At 52.8% G+C, this 18,318-nt stretch carries 17 protein-coding genes; 2 read left to right on the top strand and 15 right to left on the bottom strand.

Annotated features, from left to right (window positions below; genetic code table 11):
- Nucleotides 1–45: 45 nt before the first annotated feature.
- From HALA3H3_RS01845 to HALA3H3_RS01825, 5 genes are all read right to left on the bottom strand, one after another.
- Nucleotides 46–1,560, bottom strand: a complete 1,515-nt coding sequence (locus HALA3H3_RS01845; RefSeq protein WP_022520677.1) for a tripartite tricarboxylate transporter permease — start codon at nt 1,558–1,560, stop codon at nt 46–48.
- 15 nt (nt 1,561–1,575) lie between these two features.
- Nucleotides 1,576–2,019, bottom strand: a complete 444-nt coding sequence (locus HALA3H3_RS01840; RefSeq protein WP_236557252.1) for a tripartite tricarboxylate transporter TctB family protein — start codon at nt 2,017–2,019, stop codon at nt 1,576–1,578.
- Nucleotides 2,020–2,103: 84 nt separating this feature from the next.
- On the bottom strand, nt 2,104–3,084 hold the full coding sequence (locus HALA3H3_RS01835; RefSeq protein WP_022520675.1) for a Bug family tripartite tricarboxylate transporter substrate binding protein: 981 nt from the start codon (nt 3,082–3,084) through the stop codon (nt 2,104–2,106).
- A gap of 124 nt (nt 3,085–3,208) precedes the next feature.
- Entirely contained in the window at nt 3,209–3,739 is a 531-nt protein-coding gene (locus tag HALA3H3_RS01830) for a chromate transporter (protein WP_009287173.1), read from the bottom strand.
- A complete protein-coding gene (locus tag HALA3H3_RS01825) occupies nt 3,736–4,305 on the bottom strand; it encodes a chromate transporter (protein ID WP_022520674.1) in 570 nt (189 codons plus the stop codon). The genes HALA3H3_RS01830 and HALA3H3_RS01825 overlap by 4 nt, the downstream gene beginning before the upstream one ends.
- A gap of 178 nt (nt 4,306–4,483) precedes the next feature.
- On the opposite strand from HALA3H3_RS01825, the gene HALA3H3_RS01820 reads away from it, so the two are divergent.
- Together HALA3H3_RS01820 and HALA3H3_RS01815 are read left to right on the top strand one after the other, a co-directional pair.
- The gene (locus tag HALA3H3_RS01820) at nt 4,484–5,179 is read left to right on the top strand and encodes a GntR family transcriptional regulator (protein WP_022520673.1); all 696 of its coding nucleotides are present in this window, start codon (nt 4,484–4,486) and stop codon (nt 5,177–5,179) included.
- 77 nt (nt 5,180–5,256) lie between these two features.
- Nucleotides 5,257–5,838 carry a DUF1415 domain-containing protein gene (locus HALA3H3_RS01815; RefSeq protein WP_022520672.1) on the top strand — a complete coding sequence of 194 codons (582 nt, stop codon included), beginning with the start codon at nt 5,257–5,259 and terminating at the stop codon, nt 5,836–5,838.
- Between the two features lie 16 nt (nt 5,839–5,854).
- On the opposite strand, the gene HALA3H3_RS01810 is transcribed toward HALA3H3_RS01815, so the two are convergent.
- The 10 genes from HALA3H3_RS01810 to HALA3H3_RS01765 all read right to left on the bottom strand — a co-directional run bounded on the left by HALA3H3_RS01810 (nt 5,855) and on the right by HALA3H3_RS01765 (nt 18,317).
- Complete coding sequence (locus HALA3H3_RS01810) at nt 5,855–7,516, bottom strand: sensor domain-containing diguanylate cyclase (protein ID WP_022520671.1); 1,662 nt, start codon at nt 7,514–7,516, stop codon at nt 5,855–5,857.
- Nucleotides 7,517–7,680: 164 nt separating this feature from the next.
- Nucleotides 7,681–9,345 (bottom strand): methyl-accepting chemotaxis protein, encoded by a 1,665-nt coding sequence (locus tag HALA3H3_RS01805; RefSeq protein WP_022520670.1) that lies wholly within the window; start codon nt 9,343–9,345, stop codon nt 7,681–7,683.
- A 257-nt stretch (nt 9,346–9,602) separates the two neighbouring features.
- Nucleotides 9,603–10,097 (bottom strand): GNAT family N-acetyltransferase, encoded by a 495-nt coding sequence (locus HALA3H3_RS01800; RefSeq protein WP_022520669.1) that lies wholly within the window; start codon nt 10,095–10,097, stop codon nt 9,603–9,605.
- Between the two features lie 23 nt (nt 10,098–10,120).
- Nucleotides 10,121–11,113 (bottom strand): LLM class flavin-dependent oxidoreductase, encoded by a 993-nt coding sequence (locus tag HALA3H3_RS01795; protein ID WP_009287176.1) that lies wholly within the window; start codon nt 11,111–11,113, stop codon nt 10,121–10,123.
- Between the two features lie 141 nt (nt 11,114–11,254).
- Nucleotides 11,255–11,947: an SDR family oxidoreductase gene (locus tag HALA3H3_RS01790; RefSeq protein WP_022520668.1), complete on the bottom strand. Its 693-nt coding sequence runs from the start codon at nt 11,945–11,947 to the stop codon at nt 11,255–11,257.
- Nucleotides 11,948–12,077: 130 nt separating this feature from the next.
- Entirely contained in the window at nt 12,078–13,355 is a 1,278-nt protein-coding gene (locus tag HALA3H3_RS01785) for a nitrate regulatory protein (protein WP_022520667.1), read from the bottom strand.
- A 125-nt stretch (nt 13,356–13,480) separates the two neighbouring features.
- Complete coding sequence (locus HALA3H3_RS01780; protein WP_022520666.1) at nt 13,481–14,833, bottom strand: NarK family nitrate/nitrite MFS transporter; 1,353 nt, start codon at nt 14,831–14,833, stop codon at nt 13,481–13,483.
- A 343-nt stretch (nt 14,834–15,176) separates the two neighbouring features.
- Nucleotides 15,177–16,196: a patatin-like phospholipase family protein gene (locus HALA3H3_RS01775; protein WP_009287178.1), complete on the bottom strand. Its 1,020-nt coding sequence runs from the start codon at nt 16,194–16,196 to the stop codon at nt 15,177–15,179.
- Between the two features lie 103 nt (nt 16,197–16,299).
- Nucleotides 16,300–17,424, bottom strand: a complete 1,125-nt coding sequence (locus tag HALA3H3_RS01770; protein WP_022520665.1) for a CZB domain-containing protein — start codon at nt 17,422–17,424, stop codon at nt 16,300–16,302.
- Nucleotides 17,425–17,594: 170 nt separating this feature from the next.
- Nucleotides 17,595–18,317, bottom strand: coding sequence for a murein L,D-transpeptidase catalytic domain family protein (locus HALA3H3_RS01765; RefSeq protein ID WP_022520664.1), 723 nt, complete (start codon nt 18,315–18,317; stop codon nt 17,595–17,597).
- Nucleotide 18,318 lies beyond the last annotated feature (1 nt).

The following is an 18,318-nucleotide window of genomic DNA, read 5'->3' as shown; positions in this document are numbered from 1 at the left end:
GAATGTTGTTTTGAAACAACAGTTTTTTGAAATAACGTAGAGGTATTAAACATTCTCTTGCTGTGCGGCATTTTTTAAGTGCTGAATTTTGCGATCTTGATAGAGCGAAAACAGTATCGAAGCGACAGCGAGTGCCAGAAAAAGCGCAGAGAGTGGTCGAGTCAAAAAAGTCAGCCAGCTTTCATTAAGCTCAAGGGCGCGGAAGAGCTGGCGCTCAAGGTTATCGCCAAGTACTACGCCGAGTATCAGAGGCGTTAGCGGTACTTCAGCTTTCCACAGCAGGTAGCCGATAATGCCAAAGATAAACAGCACCCAAATATCAAACAGGTTGTTGTTCAGTGCATAAGCACCAATGGCACACAGCATTAATACGACAGGAACGAGGATCTGTTGGGGGATCAACGATATTTTGGCGAACCAGCGTACTAGCAGCAGATTGCAAAGCACCATGACCACCGCACCGATCAGTAAGCTGGCATAAATAGCACCCACCAGCACCGGGTTCTGTTCAAACATCATTGGCCCCGGCGTAATGCCGTGCAGGATCAGAACCCCCATCATGATCGCCATGGGCAAATCGCCCGGTATTCCCAACGCGAGCGTAGGTACAAACGCGCCGCCTGCCACCGCGCTATTGGAGGCTTCAGACGCCACGATGCCGCTGGGTGTGCCAGTGCCAAACTTCTCTGGATGTTTTGAGAATTTCTTGGCTTGGTCGTAGCTTAAGAAATTAGCCACGGTGCCACCCGTGCCAGGTAGCGCTCCCACCAAGCTACCAATGAGTGAAGAGCGCAGCGTGTTAAGCTTTTGTCCCGCCATATCTTTGAGTATTTGGCCGTAGGGAATCGTTACATTGGTATCGATGTTTTTGGCTTCGCTTTTCTCATCTTTGAGCTTCTCTATATTTCCAAGTAGCTGCGAAAAAGCAAATATACCGATCATCACGGGGAGAATTTCGAACCCAGATCCCATCGCCGGCAGGCCGAAGTCAAAGCGAAGATTGCTGTTGCGGTCATAGCCAACGGTGGTAATCAAAAGCCCCAAAGCGGCGGCCATCAGGCCTTTGAGCAGAGCGCCACTGGAAAGGCCTGCCACAAGTGTCAGAGCGAAAACGATTAATGCAGTGATTTCCCAAGGACGGAAGTGCATGCTGAAGCTTGCAATTAGCGGTCCGAAGAACACCAGCACCGCCACGCTGATAATGGTGCCTAAAAACGATGAAGCGACGCCAATGCCTAGGGCGCGGCCCGGTTCGCCTTTCTGTGCCATCGGGTAGCCGTCATAAACAGTAGTAATAGACGAGGGTGTGCCGGGTATCCCCAACATGACGCCAGACACAATGCCGCCCGAGTATCCCCCCACAAATACACCAACCATCAGTGAGACGCCGCTGACCGGATCCATAGCAAAGGTAAAAGGGAAGACCACCAGGATGGCCATGGTGACGGTAAAGCCAGGGATGCTACCGCCAATAATGCCAAACAAAACACCGATTACAATTAGGCCCAGCACCGAGGGAGTACCGACCTCAGCGAGAGCTTGGAGAAAAAAATTGGTCATTATTTACTCCGCAGATTAGGGCAGCCAGACATTTAAGCCATAGCGGAAAACCACAAATATCACGAGCGTCAGAGTGAAACTCAACGTGAGATTAATGATCCATTTTCGCCGCGTATCTATACCCATAAGTAAAGCAAGCGAGGCGACTAAGAAGCCCATAGTGGTTGCGATATACCCAACTGCTGGGAGAAGTGCTGCATAAAGCCCAAACAGTAGAAACAGAGCGAGTATGGTGCGCCGGCTTTTAAACCACCCAGCAACAAGCTGCTTTGCGCCCGCCCGCTCAGGTACTTTTACTAATAAGGAGCGCACTAGGATCAGCAGTGAGAACGAACCAATCACTACCAACAAAATACGTGGGAAAAGAGCTGACCCATACGGTTGCCAACTGGTCGGTGGAGCAATGCTTCCTGACTCCATCCACATGACAGCCACAATTAATAGCAGAGCCAGCGCCAAGGCGCGGTCTTTCGTTAGCGTAAGCATTAGCGATGCCTCCGGTAGTTCTAGCCCCCGTACTCACGAGGGCTAGAGGGTGCGCCCTCAGTTCTGGAAATCGATGTTCTCAGCAGCGGCGGATAGTGCAGCTTCGTTTTCATCCAGAAACGTTTGATAATCATCACCGGCCAGAAAGCGAACAACAGAGCCAAATTCATTTTCAATGCGGCTCTGTACTTCTTCATTTTCCAAGGCCTGCTCGTAAGCGTCAGCGATGGTATCGAGGACTTCTTGCGGAGTGCCTTTGGGAGCAAAAATACCTCTGCTGGTGGAGTGATCCATCTCGATGCCTTGCTCTCGCAGGGTGGCTACATCTGGCATGCTATCAAGGCGCTCTGGATGAGCGATGCCGAGCGCGCGGAAGGTGCCATCTTCAAAAAACGCACCGCCAGAGGGCAGGTTGAACATTGCGAAATCAACTTCTTCCGCCATCAAAGCCGATACCTGTTCACCCGTATCTGGATAGCCGACTAGACGCACGTCGGCCATATCAATGCCAGCCTCCTGGAAGAACTGTGCCCAGAAGAAGTGGTCAGTGGAGCTAGGAATCATACTGAAGCGCACTTGGCCTGGGTTTTCGCTAACATAGTCAGCGATTTCATCAGCGCTCTGGACAGGGTGATTCGCATGGGCGGTTGGGATATTGATGGTTTGGGTAAGTAGCGCGATAGGTTCGAAGGCATCAAACGAGTAGTCGACGGTGCCCGCTAGCTTTGAAAGTGCAATGGTGTCGTGGCTGCCAAGCAGTGTATAGCCATCGGGTTCTGCGTCTTTTACATTGCGAGACCCCAGGGTAGCGCCTGCTCCTGCCATATTGACCGGAACGATGGATTCTCCAAGGTTCTTTTCAGCTTCCTGAGAAATCAACCGGAAGAGGATATCCGTTGCTCCCCCAGGCCCATAAGGGATAATTAAGCGAATATCCTGCTCGGGATAGTCAGCTTGTGCGGTGGTGGCAATTGCCAAACTAGACGCAAGTCCGATGGCTGCGAGGGTAGTGCTTAGAGTAAATGTTGAACGCGTCATTCTTATACACCTTTATAGATTGAGGTTGGTGTTGTGGGATGCCGCCCTGACTGCAGCGACGTGGTGAGCGCGTGATCCCGTTATCGGGTTTTTGTTATCTAATAAATACATCTGCCAATAAGCGTTAGCCTAGAAAGAAACCTCCATAAACCAGGGCGCCCATAACCACAAAGGCGGGGTGCGTGTTAAAACGAATCAGTGCTATAGCGGCGACTATGCCAATGATCAGGGTATGAATCGTCCCGCTGGTATTAAGGCTTTCGAGCAGAAACCCCAAGGTCAGCCAGGCCATCATCATGGCGATGACAGGGCGCACCCATTGGCTCATGCGCTTAACCCGGGGGGAATCACGATGACGGTAGAGCAACCCTAACGCGCCTAACATGAGTAGCAGCGTAGGGATCACTGTGGCAGCTACGGCAATGAAGGCACCGCCAATACCTGCTACTTCATAGCCCACATAGCCGGCCATTTTGGTCGCGATAGGGCTAGGTAATGCATTGCCGAGGGCTAATGTTTCCGCGAAGGTTTGTGCGGTCATCCAGCCATAGCGGCCAACCACTTCGGCTTCGATCAGTGGAATAATGGCCGGGCCGCCGCCATAGCCGATAATGTTTGGGATAAAAAAGGCTAAGAAGAGATCCCAATAAATCATGCCGCTCCCTCCGCTTTTTTCTTACCGGCAGGGCGCAGGAGGGCAGCAAGTAGAATGGCGCCAATCACCCAGCCTGGGTGAATGCCAAGCCAGTAGATCAGCCCGGCGGCAATGATGGCCATGGCAATGCTGACCAGCCAGCCAAGAGCGGCCTGGGATTTATCAAAAAAGTCCCATGTGAGCTGCGCCATCATCACCATGACCACCGGCACCACGGCTTGGCCCATGCCGCGAATCCAAGCCACATCACGGTAACGGCTGAAAATGCCTAACATGACGATCATCGCCACAATCATCGGGACGATAATAGCAATGACGGACGCAATACAGCCGACGACTCCCCCTACACGATAGCCAATATAGCCGGGCATCTTGGTGGCAATGGGGCCGGGTAAGGTATTACCAATCGCCAGTACATCGGCAAACTCTTCATCGGTTAACCAATGGTGGCGGGTGACGACTTCGGCGCGCACTAATGGGATCATGGCGGGGCCGCCACCGAAACCAAAGATGCCGATGCGGAAAAAGGCCCAGAAAAGTTGCCAGGAGACGGCGGGTGGTGTCATTGATGCATATCCCGCGAAGCCAAAGAGGAGATCAGAAGCATACCTAGACCTTATTTATCGTTTGTAGGTTAAAAAATCGATTATCTTGTCTAAAATAGAATATAGGTAGTGCCCGACCCAACGTCAACAGTCAAAACAGAATGGACAGCGGGAACTGAGATGAACAAAGGACATCGTGATGAATAATTCTCTACCTACGTCAGCCAAGTCAGTAGGGCCAGTGGGGCCAGCAGGTACCGCATCAAGTCGCGTGTTTGATCATTTACGCAAGGATTTGGTGGGTGGGCGTTTTGTGGCCGGTGAAAAGCTCGCTATCAATGCCCTCAAAGAGCGCTATCAAGTCGGTTTGAGCCCGCTGCGAGAAGCGCTCAATAGATTGGCGGCTTATGGGTTGCTGGTGCAGGAAAACCAGCGCGGCTTTCGGGTGCCGAAGCTATCGCGGGATGAGCTGGACGATATTGCCCAAATGCGCCTGGAAATGGAGGGGATGGCGCTAGAGCGAGCTATTGCTAACGGTGACTCGCTTTGGGAGGCCGATTTGCTTGCCGCCGCACATCGCCTGAAACGGGCCGATATAACCCTGGATAAAGGCGAAGAGTGGGAGCATCTGCATACACAGTTTCACCGCACCCTGGTGGCGCCGTGTGGGTCAGTCTGGTTATTGCGTTTTATTGAGCAGTTACACGACCAGTTTGATCGCTACCGTCGTTTGGGGCCCAAAATGCCGACGATACGTCAAGAGCTGGACGAGCAGCATCATCAGCTGGTGGAGCTGGCGCTACAGCGGGATGCTAAAGCAGCGCGTGAATTAATGGACGACCATATCCATAAATCCTATGAAGTCGCCCTGAAGCGCTACCAAGAGCACGTGTAGTTGATCATGAACAGTTGGTAAACTGCTGCGCATAAAGCGTCGGCCATCGCCGACCTAACCATGGTCATGAGGGTGCTATGCACACAGATAACCAACACGCAGATGACCAAGTAGCCGCGCAAACGCTGAACTGGGTGCGCACCTTCATTGTCGCCCACGATATTTGCCCGTTCGCTCAGCGGGAGCTAGCGCGTGAAGCCATCCGCGTTGAGGTTGTGCGCTCTAAAAAAATTGAAGTGGCGCTTGAAGAGCTGATGGTCGAGGTAGCGTGGCTGGACGAACACCCTGAAACTGAAACGACGCTGCTGGTATTTCCTACGCTTTTTAAAAGCTTTGATCACTACCTGGATTTTGTTGAGCTGGCCGAAAGCATCCTTGTCGATCAGGGATATGAAGGAGTCTATCAGCTCGCTACTTTTCATCCCGATTACTGCTTCGACGGGGCTGAGCCCGATGACGCTGCCAACTATACCAACCGCTCTCCCTATGCCATGGTGCATTTGTTGCGCGAAGAGAGCGTCGAAAAGGCGATCGAGTTTTACGGCGATACCGACGCGATTCCTGAGCGCAATATCGCTAAGTTAACGGCGATGGGCAGCGACGCCGCTGAGCAACAGTTACAGCACTGTTTTGACGTGCACGGCTCGGGTTTGAACTAATGGCCAAGCTTTAAAATTAACGGTCAGGCTTGTGAATCACTAGCTGATGCTTGCCTTTACTTTTAGCCGCATACAGGGCGCTATCCGCAAGTTGTAGCACCGTTTCAATATGCAGGCCGTGGTGCGGCCACCAAGCAGCGCCCAAACTACAGCCCACATGAGCGCGCTTATTTTCCGGTAGTAAAATGGGTTGGGCTATAGCAGTAAGTAAACGCCTGCTCACTTCGTGGGTAAGCATTTCCAGGTACTCCTGCTTGGTTTTAAGCACCATAATGAACTCATCACCCCCTAAACGTGCGACCACGTCACCACTGCGCAGGGCGTTTTTCAGGCGCTGGGTGATCTCAATAAGTAGCAGATCACCCGCATGGTGGCCCAGTTCATCGTTGACCTGTTTGAAACCATCCAGATCGATATACATGACCACCATACTTTGCTGGTTTCTTTCCGCTTCTGGGATAGCAAGCTGAAGGTATTGATTAAGAAATGCGCGATTAGGTAAGCCTGTTAATGGGTCGGTATTGGCTAAATCCTCTAAGCGATTAATAGTTTGCCGCTGATCCAGCAAGCGGCTAACCATATTGCGCATTGAGGTTGATAGGCGCTTAAGCTCTGGAGAGCCCTGTTCCAATGGCATGACGTCATTATGCTCACCGTGTTGCATTTGATCGGCGGCTTTTGCTAAGCGGGAAAGAGGAGCCACCATGCGTGATGCAATCGTCCACCCAATCATCGCAAAGAGCAGCGCCAGAAGTATGCCTATACCCATAATGGCCGCCTGGAGCTGCTCAACCGCGGCAAAGGCGCTAGCCACGGGCTTACGGCTAACCGCAATCCAACCCAAGCCAGGAAAGTCTTCAAAACCGTTGCTGCGCGCATAGCCGGTCATATATTGCTCACCGCTTGGCCAGGTTTCAATGGCCCATTGAGGTGATGTCGTGGTAGGGCCGGGTAGGTGATCCAGACTGGCTAGTGATTGACCAATAAGCGTCTCTGGGCCCAGCAGCACGGTACCGTCAGCTGCAAGCAGTAGCATCTCGGTATCTTGCCGTTGCTTGGTAGGAGAAAACATGGATTGCTGAATATATTCGGCCCACTCCCAGCTTAAATGTACTGCCAAAATGCCTTGAAGCTGTTCGTAGCGGTCAAACACCGGGGTGGCAATATCGACAAATTTCAACTCTTCACCACTTGGGTTAGGCAGCAGTTGTGCGAGGAGCACTGCTTCATGCACGTCCCCCACCCAGAGCGACTCACGCCCTTCAATAAAGACGGGGCGTTGTGCTATTGAAACCCCTTCTAAAATTCCCCCGGTCGCTGCTTGAACAGTACCTTGCCTATCGGTGAAGCCGATCCACGATACAACGTTATGAGTGCTCTGGAGTAGCTCTAACTGTTCACGCAGCAGGCGAGTATCACTATCGTTAGTGAAGGCTTGGATACCTAGCAGCAACTTAACTTCTTTGATACGAGCATCCATGCTGCGATCCAGCTTATCCACCATTTGATAAGCGGCTTCAGAGGCAGCCTCGCCAATCGTAGCCTCCATTTGCTGCGCCGACTCACGGGAAGCCACCCAGCCAAGCAGCAGGGTAGTGGCAAACACCAAGGCAGCAATCAGGGCGATAAACCGCGAGTGCAGTGAGAAGCGAGAGAATAACCTGGCATGAAAAAACATAATTTGCCATCACAGAGAAGGGGAGATGCTTAATTGCATTGTCATTAGGTGGGGAAACGTACCTTATTCTGTCGATATTCGCATTTAACGAGCCGCTAATTTTTATGACCTGAAGCGGAAGACCAATGGAAAAAGGGCCAGTCAAGCTGGCCCAAAAACATGAATTAAAACTCTTCCCAATCAGGTGTGGCATTGGGCAGTTTTCTAGTTGAGTAAGCGTTAGACGCTGCAAGTGCCTGCGGTGATGAAGAGGCGGTGGGGGATTCCGAGCCACCGTGCGTTACGCGCTTAAGTTTGAAGGTCGTGACTAATTCGGCCAAACGAGTCGCTTCATCCTGGAGTGAGGCTGACGCGGTGCTGGTCTCTTCAACCAGCGATACATTTTCCTGGGTCGCCGAGTCCATCTGGGATACCGCTGTGCTGACTTGGCTAATGCCCGACTCCTGCTCCTTTGCGGCGAGAGCAAGCTCTTGCATCATTTCCGTCACTTTACGAATAGCTTCGTTGATCTCCGCCATATCATGGCCATTTTTCGCTGCTTGTTCCGCACCGACAACAATACGCTGTGAGATATCTTCAATCATGGTGCGTATTTCTTTCGATGAGGTGGAGGTCTTGGTGGCTAAGGAACGAACTTCGCTGGCCACCACCGCAAAGCCTCTACCGTGCTCGCCAGCCCGGGCAGCTTCTACCGATGCATTCAACGCCAGGATATTGGTTTGAAAGGCGATTGAGTCAATCACCTGGATAATGTCATGGACTTTGTGCGAGGTCTCTTCTAATTCCCGCATCAGTAGGCTGGTGCGTTCAGATGCCTGCTTACCACTATTCGCCTGTTGCGCGGCGTCCTGGGTCAATTGCTGTGCTTGACCGGCAGTATCTGCGTTTTGCCGCACAATCGATGAAATTTCATCCATACTCGCGGCGGTTTGCTGCAAAGCTGCGGCTTGTTGCTCTGTACGTGAAGCGAGGTCTTGGCTGCCGCTAGCGATTTGCGTAGAACTAGAGGCGACGGCCTCGCTACTTTGATTGGGCGTACCGATCATCTCTTCCAGGCGCTCCTGCATATCCTCCATGGCACTATAAAGGCGGCCGATCTCGTTACGCCCTAGGGCGTCGATATGGCTGGTCAAATCCCCCTTTGCAATGTTTTCGCAAATGCTGACTGCCCGCTGTAGAGGGCTGATGATGAGCCGGTTAATCATTATTTGTACCACAATATAGAGTACAATCGCGGTTAAAATGAGAACACCTACGGTAATACCAAAAATGACGCTGTCGCGCTGTGCTTCCGAGAGAACTTGGCTGCCTCTGCTCAGTGCATAATCATTAAAATTACTGATCGCAGTGCTAAAGCCGGCGAACTTCTGATTAATGGGATCACGGTATTCGTCCAATGCCTCATAGCGCTCGTTGGCTAAATCACTTCTTAAGGCGTCAGTGACAATAAGGTGGTAACTATCGACAATTGCATCGACTAGTGGGCGACGCTCGGAATCAACCGGGAGTTCAAGGCGAGTGAGTTCCGCAATACGCTGGTCAGATTTCTCCAAACTCTCCAATGCTTCTCCCAGCGCCCGCTCAGCGTAATTTTCGTTGCCATTGCGGTAGTGCTGTGACATGCGCTCTAGCCTGACCCGCACTTCCATTAGATTTGTTTCTGCACGGTTAGCAGCACTCGCTTGTTGAGCGCTGATTTCATTAATTTCTGCCAGCAGCTGTGCACCTTCGCGTTCTGCCATAGCACCCATGCTACCCAAAATGATAAGCATGGCTAAAAGCACAATCAGTGCGCCAGCAATCACTCTCTTAACTGATATGTTTTGCATTGATACTTCTCCTAATACTCCCCGCACCTGAATTGGTGCATAGGGGAGTTTTAAAAGGTATCAATTTCTCGTTAATATAATGATTTGATTAAGTTGTCTTTAGTTTGTTAGATTGTTAAATGCTAAATCATAATAAAGCCGTATAATTAAATGTTTTTTTAAACTTGTTTGAGAGTTGTTTGGAAAATAATTGTTTGATAAAGAGTTGCTTAGTAAATAGTCGTCTGGTAAAGAACCCTTTGGTAAATGGATGATTGTTAAAGCGTCTTATGCATCACATGCGTATCGACAAAACCGAAGCGCGCATGGCGGTAGGCGTTAGGAACGGTACCCACAATACTAAACCCAAGCTTCTGCCATAACGCGACAGCCACCTCATTGGTGGCCACCACGGCGTTGTACTGCATGGCCAGAAACCCTAGTTCCCGGGCCTGTTGCTGGGAGTGCTCACACATGGCTCGCGCTACGCCTTTGCCCCGTGCGGCGGGGGTCACCATATAACCACAGTTACATATATGATCGCCGGGGCCAGCCGCGTTGGTTTTTAAGTAGTAAGCGCCCAGCACTTGTCCGTTTTCATCTTTGGCAACCACACTGGCATTAGGCGTTTTACACCATAACTGACGGGCAGCTTCAAAACTGATATCGGGATCAAACGCATAGGTCTCTTGCGCTGCAACAATGGCTTGGAAGGTGGGCCAGAAAGCAGCAAAATCGTCATCCGTTATTGGAGAGAAAGCGAGTGTGGTCATAACTATCCTGTTCAGCTAAGCGCTTATCGAGCGACCTCAGCCACAATTTCGTAGCTGCGTAGACGGTCGGCGTGGCTGTAAAAATCGCTATTAATCATCAGTTCATCGGCACCAGTGCGTGTTTGGAATTCCTCAAGCTCGGCTTTAACTGTCTCGGGCCCACCAATAATCGCCGCGCCTAAAAATTGGCTGACTTGGGCCTGTTCCATCGGCGACCAATCCAACTGCTCAACCGGCGGTTGTGACTGAGTCGGCTTGCCGCGAATAAGGTTTAAAAACTTCTGCTGCGCTGTCGTGGCCAAGTAGTGAGCCATCGCGTCACTCTCTGCGGCCATCACGGGAAGGCCGACCATCGCATGGGGCTTATCCAGGTGCTCCGAAGGGCGGAAGTTATCACGGTACAAACGCAGCGCTTCAAATAAATAGCCCGGCGCGAACTGAGCCGCAAACGCGAAGGGTAAGCCCAGTTTGGCTGCCAGCTGCGCGCTGTAACCGCTGGAACCCAGCAACCAAATAGGCACATGGGTACCTTGGCCAGGCACCGCTTTCACTCGCTGCTGGGGCTCTGCATCGGCTAAGTAGCTGCGCAGCTCATTCAGCAGTTGTGGAAAATCATCGACCCCGGCGTGGGCGTTGCGGCGCATAGCCTGCATGGTGGCACCATCCGAGCCAGGCGCACGGCCTAATCCCAGATCAATACGGCCAGGGTAGAGCGTTTCCAGTGTGCCGAACTGCTCGGCAATCACCAGCGGTGGATGGTTAGGCAGCATAATGCCGCCGCTACCCACGCGGATGGTGGACGTTTGCCCGGCTATATGACCAATCAACACGGCGGTTGCGGCACTGGCGATACCGGCAATATTGTGGTGCTCGGCAAGCCAGTAACGGGTATAGCCTAGCCGCTCGGTTAATTGCGCCAGGGCAACACTATCACGAAAGGTCTCTGCGGCACTGCCGCCCTGGCGAATAGGTGCCAGATCAAGAACGGAAAGTGCCGTGGAAGCGAGTTGGCTCATGGATCACCTGCAAATTAATTCGTGGGCGCGTCGGGTGAAAAATTACTTAGCGCGCTTGGTAATTACACGTTATGCGGCCATTGCAGATGAATTGCAAGGTGTCGACTATCCAGGTGGCGGATATACAGGTTCGTTGGCTCCTCACTCCTCACTTAAAGGTGGAGTGGGGCGAATAAGAATTTCATTCACATCTACATGGGCAGGTTGCGCTAGTGCGTAAATTACCGCATTGGCGATATCGCGATCTTCTAAGGCATGAGTTGGCGGCTCATCAAAAAAGGGGGTGTCGACCATTCCAGGTTCAATTAGCGTCACACGCATGCCGGTGCCACGTAACTCTTCACGTAAGTTGTAGCCAATTCCGGTGACCGCCCACTTGGTCGCGCTATACATCGAGCCTGGAATAGTCGTGCGGCCTGCGGCTGAGCCGGTGAGCAATACATGGCCTTTGCTGCGTTTAAGGGCGGGCAAACAGGCTTGAATAGTGAGGCCCACTCCATAGATATTGGTGAGAATCATCTCACGCCATGCGTCGTGGTCGGCTTCACTAAAGCCGCCGGGTGAACCGCCACGGCCAGCGTTGGCAAAGACGCCATCCAGGCGGCCAAAGGTTTCCAGCGCCTGCTCAACCATGGCCTGCTGCTGTTCCATGTTAATCACGTCCAGCTCACAGGTCAGTACGTTTTCCGGCCCCAGCTCTTGCGCCAGTGCGGTGAGCTTGTCGCTAGAACGTGCAGCGAGTACTAACTTATAGCCTTCACGTGCAGCTGCGCGAGCGGTGGCCGCACCGATGCCGCTAGATGCGCCGGTAATTAATAGCACGCGGTGTTGCATGGGGTGCGCTCCTTGCTTGGTCAGTCAAGTGAGCTTTTAGCATGGCTAAGGTGACAGCATCCTGCAAATATAGGCTTAAGCAGCTTGGTATTGTGCTGCTAACTGACTGCTAACGAGGAGCCCATCTACTTTATGTTTTAGCATCGTTGCGTTTTAGCATCGCTGAGAGATCCAGTATCGCTTGAGCCATATCTGCCATGCTTTTGCTTTGATCCATTGAGGTTTTCCGCAGAAAGCGGTAGGCCTCCTCTTCGTTCATCTCCTGGTGGGCCATGATGAGACCTTTGGCGCGTTCAATCAGTTTGCGTTCTCGTAGCGCTTTGCGGGTATTTTCAAGCTCATCGCTGAGCCCTTGTAAGCGGCTGGCCTGGGCTTGGGTGAGCTCGATCAGCGAGCGGCCCAGGGGGGAGGTGAGAGCGTTGGCGGTCAGGTCACCTAATGGTTGCGCTCCATTCAGCGCCAACAGCTGCTCGCAGGGGGCGGGTGTAGGGTGGCAGGGCTGTGCCTTGGCTTTTTCTAAAGCCTCCTCAGCCTGGCCGATTTTGCGGTGGCAGAGCATGCTCAGTTGTTCAATCAGCGCATCTTCAACCGTTTTCATTGAGTCGATGCGCAGCGTGGTGAGTTCATACCAGGTTTCACCCAGCTTATCGGGTGTCTCTTTGGGTGGTGATTGTTTTGCCGACGAGCGCTGGCAGGCGATATCGCGCAGATGGCAAATACCCGACAGCGTGCGCGGTGAAAGCTCCTTCTGCCATGCCTGCTGCGCTTCGGGTGTCGCAAACTCTACAAAGGTGTCGAAGCAGCGCTGTTGATCCGACATTAGTTGGTTTAGCAGGGCACGGTGAGGCTCGTCGAAGTGGCCATGGGTAAAGCCAAAGGCGCCGCAGGCGCGCTCCTGGCCCGCCAGCTCTTTGCCTTGCATTAAGTGGAAAATCGCTACTAGCGTGCGGGTAATATCGGGATCGATAGAGGTATCTGCGGCCTCAAACACAATGGCTAGTAGGCCACTGGTCAACTGGTTAAACGCCTGGGTCGCTGCATCGGGGGTGATAGCAAAGGTATCAATGGCCTGGCGAAGCGCGCCAAGTTCGTCAAGCGCGTACCAGACGGCGGCAATCCGGCGCAGTAAGCGCGCGGCGGCCTGGGGGCGGGCCTCCTCACTGAGCGCTTCCAGCCGTTGGCGCATTAGTGTTTCGGCCTGCTGACTGTGTTGCCGGTAGGTGTCGCGGCGGGTTTTGAAGCGCTGCCCCTGGGAAACAAGGTAAATCGTCGATGCGCCCCGTTCACGCTGGAGCATATGAATAAAGCGGCTGATGTCGCCGACAATATCGGCGGTGGTGGCAAGGTGGGTAAGGTTGTCGATATCGCAACGGATGGCGGTTAAGAGCAGTTGCTGCGCTGAAGACATAGAAATTTCCTTAGTGACTCGCCGCCTAAATGTGAACACTCCCATACCGTTATTCTCCCATACCATGCCGAAGCGTATGGGAGTGAACAGGAACGTTATGGAAGTATGAGTGTACTGGAAAGCGCTTAGCGTAACGACAGAGCGCCCGCGCCTACATCATTACCTACTGCGTCGCTATACGCTTTGGCCTCTTCTGCTTCGGTAGCATCGCTAAAGCGTACCACCAACACACATGAAGCCAGGATCAGTACAGTGAGGCCTAAATAGAACAGACCTTGCTGATAGGTCAGGCTTTCGCTGCGGAACAGAAAGGCAGCGCCTACCGCGCCCACATTACCGCCAGCGCCGACTATGCCCGCCACGGCACCCAGCGCCTTTTTGTTGATAAACGGCACCACGCCAAAAGTAGCGCCTTCCGCCATCTGCACAAACAGGCTGAACACCAGCATTATACCTATCGCTAGACTTAATACGTGCATCTGCGAAAACGCTACCAACGCAATACCTTCGCAAACCAAGGCAATAAACAGCCAGCGAACGCGTCCTTTCAAGCCCCCTTGCTTAGCGAAAAGATCCGAGAAGACGCCGCCTAAAGTACGCGCAAAAATATTCATTAAACCAAACAGACCGGCAATCAGACCCGCGGTGGCCAGGGTAAGATCAAACTTATCAAAGAAGTAGATGGCGGCAATATTGTTGATCGTCAGTTCCACGCCAAAGCAGAGGCCATAGACAACGAACAGCGCCCAAACACGAATATCCTTGGCGGCGGCTAGAAAGCTTTGCGCGGCACCATTTTCTCCTGAAGCTTCAGGCAATTCGCCGCGTGCGCGCAGGTCACTGAAGTTGCCGTTGGGGGCATCCTGGGTAAAGAACCAGTAGCCAATGCCGGTAAAGAACATCACTACACCAGGCACCATCATCGCTAAACGCCAGCCAAAGGCTTCGTTAACGCCCAGCATCAGCATGCCCGAGAAGATTAGTGGCATCAGTATCTGCGTGGTGCCACCACCCAGGTTTCCCCAACCTGCGCTAGTAGCGTTGGCAGTGCCGACCACATTGGGGGCGAACATCATCGAGGTGTGGTACTGGGTAATCACGAAGGAGGCGCCAATGGCCCCAATGGCTAAGCGCGCCAATAGAAAGGTTTCAAAGCTATCGGCCAAGCCAATGCCCATCACCGGAATAGCGCCTAATATCAGTAGCCCGGTATAGGTTTTACGCGGACCGATGCGGTCACACAGTACGCCAATCGCAAGGCGCACAATGACCGTAATCGCTACCGAAGCGATAATCGTATTGCCGATTTGTGTTTGAGTCAGTGAAAGGTCTTCTCGAACAATCGCCATAAGAGGGGCGATGCCGAACCAGCCGAAGAAACAGATATGAAACGCGAACCATGAAAAGTGGAAAGCGCGCATCTGAGGAGTCGAGAAGTTAAGCAGCCGAATACGGTTGGCTTTGTTGCGTATGTCCATGGGATGGCCTCACGGGGCATAAAACGAGTTAGTCGCTACGCAACGCAAACAAGTTAGCGCGTTACGCAAACAATTGACGAGAACATGCCTTCATCGTTGAAGGTCAGGCTCGACGCACTCGTACCCAGTTGGGCCTGGTCCACGCCTACCACCACTGGTAGGAGTTATGCAGGTAGTTTGCCAGTTGAATATTTATTGCTAAAAATCAATATCTTAATTTATTTTTTGTTGTGCGTGTTAGAGATGAGTGATCAAGTCTATGCTGCATTATTGGGCATGCAACGCCGATTTTGCGGCATCTTGGTGCTAGAAGGGTGCAATGGGCGGACTGAACGTGCAGCCATTATTCATGTAAATAGACGGCATCAATATCCAGTGTGGAGTGGCTACCAATCGCTTCAAAGTGTTCGCTTAACCAACGTTCAGCGGCAGCTTGTCCCTGCTCGAAAAGATGGCATAGAAAAGGCCACTCAGAATTGGATTTGCTGGAGACAGAGAGGCCCTCAAGTGCCTGCTCGCCGCTAATGCGGTGGAACAACGCCTGCTGGTAGCAGTTTTCAATGCCTTGCTCATCGAGGGTATGCTTAAGCAGCGCAATCATACGGATCTCTTTAATCAGTGCTGAGTTAAAGGTGATCTCGTTGAGGCGATTCATAATGGCCGATGCCGAGGTGGGGACTTCGTTACGGCTGATTGGGTTGATTTGTATCAGCAGAATATCCCGTGCGCTGCACTCCTCCATGAGAGGAAACAGGGCGGGGTTACCCATGTAGCCACCATCCCAATACGCTTCGCCGTCGATCTCCACTGCTTGGAATATAAAGGGCAAGCAAGCGGAGGCCATCACCGCGTCAACGCTCATCTCTTCACGGCGGAACACCCGCTGTTTACCCGTGCGTACATTAGTGGCCGCGACAAACAGCTTAAGCTGTTGGCATTGCCTAACCCGCTCGAAATCAATATGTTCGGCCACGATATCGCGCAGCGGATTTATATTGAGTGGGTTGAGTTGGTAGGGGGAGGCCACACGGCTTAATAGGTCCATCGCAATAAAACCGGGCGAGTGATCCAGGCTCCAGTTGCCGGTCAATATGTCCAAGGGAGAGCGGCGGATGGGGCTGGCCATACCCGCGCGACTCACCGCTTGCCAAAAGTCGTGCAGTGCTTGCCGAGCGGTCTCTTTATCGCCTCTTGTGAGCGCATCGGCCATTACCACGCCATTCATTGCCCCGGCGCTGGTGCCGCTGATGCCCTCAATCTCAATGCGGTCATCTGCCAGTAGGCGATCAATGACACCCCAGGTATAAGCCCCGTGGGCGCCACCGCCTTGTAACGCGAGATCTAGCTTTTTGACCTGTGCCATATGCTTTTTCCCATTGCTGCTGGTGAGGAAAGTGGTTTTATTGCAACCAGCATGGCATAGGCGGCTAGATAAGACGAAAGGCTATTTAGCGTACAACGGCTATTTAAGGTGCGCCCGCAAGCGGTGAGTGATGATTGGTTGAATAGGGCGCCTCATACATGGCGTGCTCCATGAGGTTGTCCAACTGCAGGGCGAGCTGCTGGCTGGCTTCTTCCATGACTCCCAAGGCGGCCAGTTGACCATTGCGGTCGCCCAGGCGGGCAAACTTAAGTGCTTCCGCGCCACTGTCATGCATACGGCGATGGGGTGCCGCCAGCGCTCGATAGGCCTCAGTGCGGGCGTAACGTTGGTGACCTTCTCCATGTTGATGCCAGCGCCCTAAACGGCATTGGTGATGGTCTTCTAGGGGAGTGTCTGTGTTGGCAGAGAGGAGCTGCTTATAAAGCCGACACTTCCACACCGCATGATCAAGCTTCGCGGAGTGTAAAAACGCAGCGGTGGCATTGTGATGAATCACCTTGTGCATATGCTGAGCTTGGTCAGCAAGCTGATGCACTGCCTGCTTGGCTGCTTGCGCGGAATGGGTAATCTCCTCGTCGGCCAGACGTTTTTTCACTACGGCCTGCGAGTGTTCTCTTACCTGGCTATTAATTTGCTCCATCAGTAGGCTGAGCTGATGGCTCAAGCTGTGCATAGTCAACGCTAAGCGGTGGACATCGTCTGCAATGGCTGCCAATCCTGGAGATTGCTGGCTAGCGGCATCGGTGCTGCCAAGCAGACCTTGGCTATGGGCCGTTTCGAGGGCCGTACTGACCGCTAACGCCTGGGCGTGGCCTGCACTACGGGCGAGAGCGACCTGTAGCTGGCTTAAGGCGTGCAGAGTTTTAGCTAACACTAATGGGGGTAACGCTTCGGTACGTTCAGTGTCGTGGCAGCGTTGGTCAAGGCTACTGACCGCCTGTTCAGCGGTGGCAATTAAATTAACCGTTTCCGTTAGGGTGGCCCGCTCGCCGGCAAGCTGATCCGCGTACTCCTGTATGCCACTATTGAGAGAAGCCAGCATATCCGCGCCTCTTGCCTGCAGCATGCCGATGGATTGTGCCGGTTTCATCAGGCTCAATAATCGACAACTGGGGGAGGGGGTAGCAGCGTCAAGCTGAGTGCGTAACTCGGCAACTTCCTGTTCCAGGCGGCGAATTTTTTGGTACGGGTGCATAAAGGTGAACATGGCAGAGACACCTACGGCAGATAGCAATATTTTGTGTTAATTTGTCACAAAGTATTGCAGAGGGTTCCCCTGTGCGCCTGATTTAGCGACCGAAAATGATAAAATTCAGCTACTGATTGTCCGTAAGACTGAGGTTGTTAACGTTCCCCTCATTAAGAGTCTGGGTAACATTAGCGCCGGGCTAGCTGTGCGGCGGTGGCCGTGCAGCCTAAAAACGCGGAGGTGGCCAGCCACTCGGCATCGGGATAATAAGCGAACACATACTGATCCTCTTTTAGACTGTCGATCAGCGGGTAAGTGACGTCTTCGCGTACCGCCGGGCAGCCATGGCTGCGCCCGAGCCGCCCCGTTTGGTTGATAAAGGCGTCGCTTACATAGTCCGCGCCGTGGATCACAATAGCGCGCTCAAACGCCAAGTCATTGACGTTGGGTTCCAGACCCTCCAGGCGCAGTGAATAGCCGTTGCGCCCATAGTAGCTGTTCATAGTGCGAAATAGGCCAATGCTGGATTGATGGCTATCGGGGGTATTGGAAAACGTCTCTGCTTGGGCGTCGCCAGACCCCTGGCCGTGGGAGACCAGCTCTTCGAAGAGTAGCTTATGCTGGCGCAAATCAAATACCCACAAGCGCGGCTCGGTAGATGGCAGCGAGTAATCGATCACTGCCAAGCGCTCGGCATTAGGCTCGGCGCAGTTAAGCGCTTGGGCGGCTAAACGCAGCGCATCGGGCGAGGCCTGGGGGGCGAGCTGCAGCAACTGATGGTGTAAAGGCAGTATGCCGCGAGGTGGCGTTGAATCAACTTGGGCGAAGAAACTGGCAGCGTGGAGCGGTAATGTAAATAATGTAAAAGGGAGAGAAAATAATAACGTGGCAACATTTAAACGAAGAGCCATA

The organism is Halomonas sp. A3H3, from assembly GCF_000982975.1.
Taxonomy (GTDB): domain Bacteria; phylum Pseudomonadota; class Gammaproteobacteria; order Pseudomonadales; family Halomonadaceae; genus Vreelandella; species Vreelandella titanicae.
This window is presented reverse-complemented; position numbering and strand designations above follow the sequence as displayed.

Bases quoted from the DNA above. Each gene is read 5' to 3' on its own strand.
- HALA3H3_RS01845 (WP_022520677.1), bottom strand. From the start codon at position 1,560: ATGACCAATTTTTTTCTCCAAGCTCTCGCTGAGGTCGGTACTCCCTCG.
- HALA3H3_RS01835 (WP_022520675.1), bottom strand. From the start codon at position 3,084: ATGACGCGTTCAACATTTACTCTAAGCACTACCCTCGCAGCCATCGGA.
- HALA3H3_RS01830 (WP_009287173.1), bottom strand. From the start codon at position 3,739: ATGATTTATTGGGATCTCTTCTTAGCCTTTTTTATCCCAAACATTATC.
- HALA3H3_RS01825 (WP_022520674.1), bottom strand. From the start codon at position 4,305: ATGACACCACCCGCCGTCTCCTGGCAACTTTTCTGGGCCTTTTTCCGC.
- HALA3H3_RS01820 (WP_022520673.1), top strand. From the start codon at position 4,484: ATGAATAATTCTCTACCTACGTCAGCCAAGTCAGTAGGGCCAGTGGGG.
- HALA3H3_RS01815 (WP_022520672.1), top strand. From the start codon at position 5,257: ATGCACACAGATAACCAACACGCAGATGACCAAGTAGCCGCGCAAACG.
- HALA3H3_RS01810 (WP_022520671.1), bottom strand. From the start codon at position 7,516: ATGTTTTTTCATGCCAGGTTATTCTCTCGCTTCTCACTGCACTCGCGG.
- HALA3H3_RS01805 (WP_022520670.1), bottom strand. From the start codon at position 9,345: ATGCAAAACATATCAGTTAAGAGAGTGATTGCTGGCGCACTGATTGTG.
- HALA3H3_RS01800 (WP_022520669.1), bottom strand. From the start codon at position 10,097: ATGACCACACTCGCTTTCTCTCCAATAACGGATGACGATTTTGCTGCT.
- HALA3H3_RS01795 (WP_009287176.1), bottom strand. From the start codon at position 11,113: ATGAGCCAACTCGCTTCCACGGCACTTTCCGTTCTTGATCTGGCACCT.
- HALA3H3_RS01790 (WP_022520668.1), bottom strand. From the start codon at position 11,947: ATGCAACACCGCGTGCTATTAATTACCGGCGCATCTAGCGGCATCGGT.
- HALA3H3_RS01785 (WP_022520667.1), bottom strand. From the start codon at position 13,355: ATGTCTTCAGCGCAGCAACTGCTCTTAACCGCCATCCGTTGCGATATC.
- HALA3H3_RS01780 (WP_022520666.1), bottom strand. From the start codon at position 14,833: ATGGACATACGCAACAAAGCCAACCGTATTCGGCTGCTTAACTTCTCG.
- HALA3H3_RS01775 (WP_009287178.1), bottom strand. From the start codon at position 16,196: ATGGCACAGGTCAAAAAGCTAGATCTCGCGTTACAAGGCGGTGGCGCC.
- HALA3H3_RS01770 (WP_022520665.1), bottom strand. From the start codon at position 17,424: ATGTTCACCTTTATGCACCCGTACCAAAAAATTCGCCGCCTGGAACAG.
- HALA3H3_RS01765 (WP_022520664.1), bottom strand. From the start codon at position 18,317: ATGGCTCTTCGTTTAAATGTTGCCACGTTATTATTTTCTCTCCCTTTT.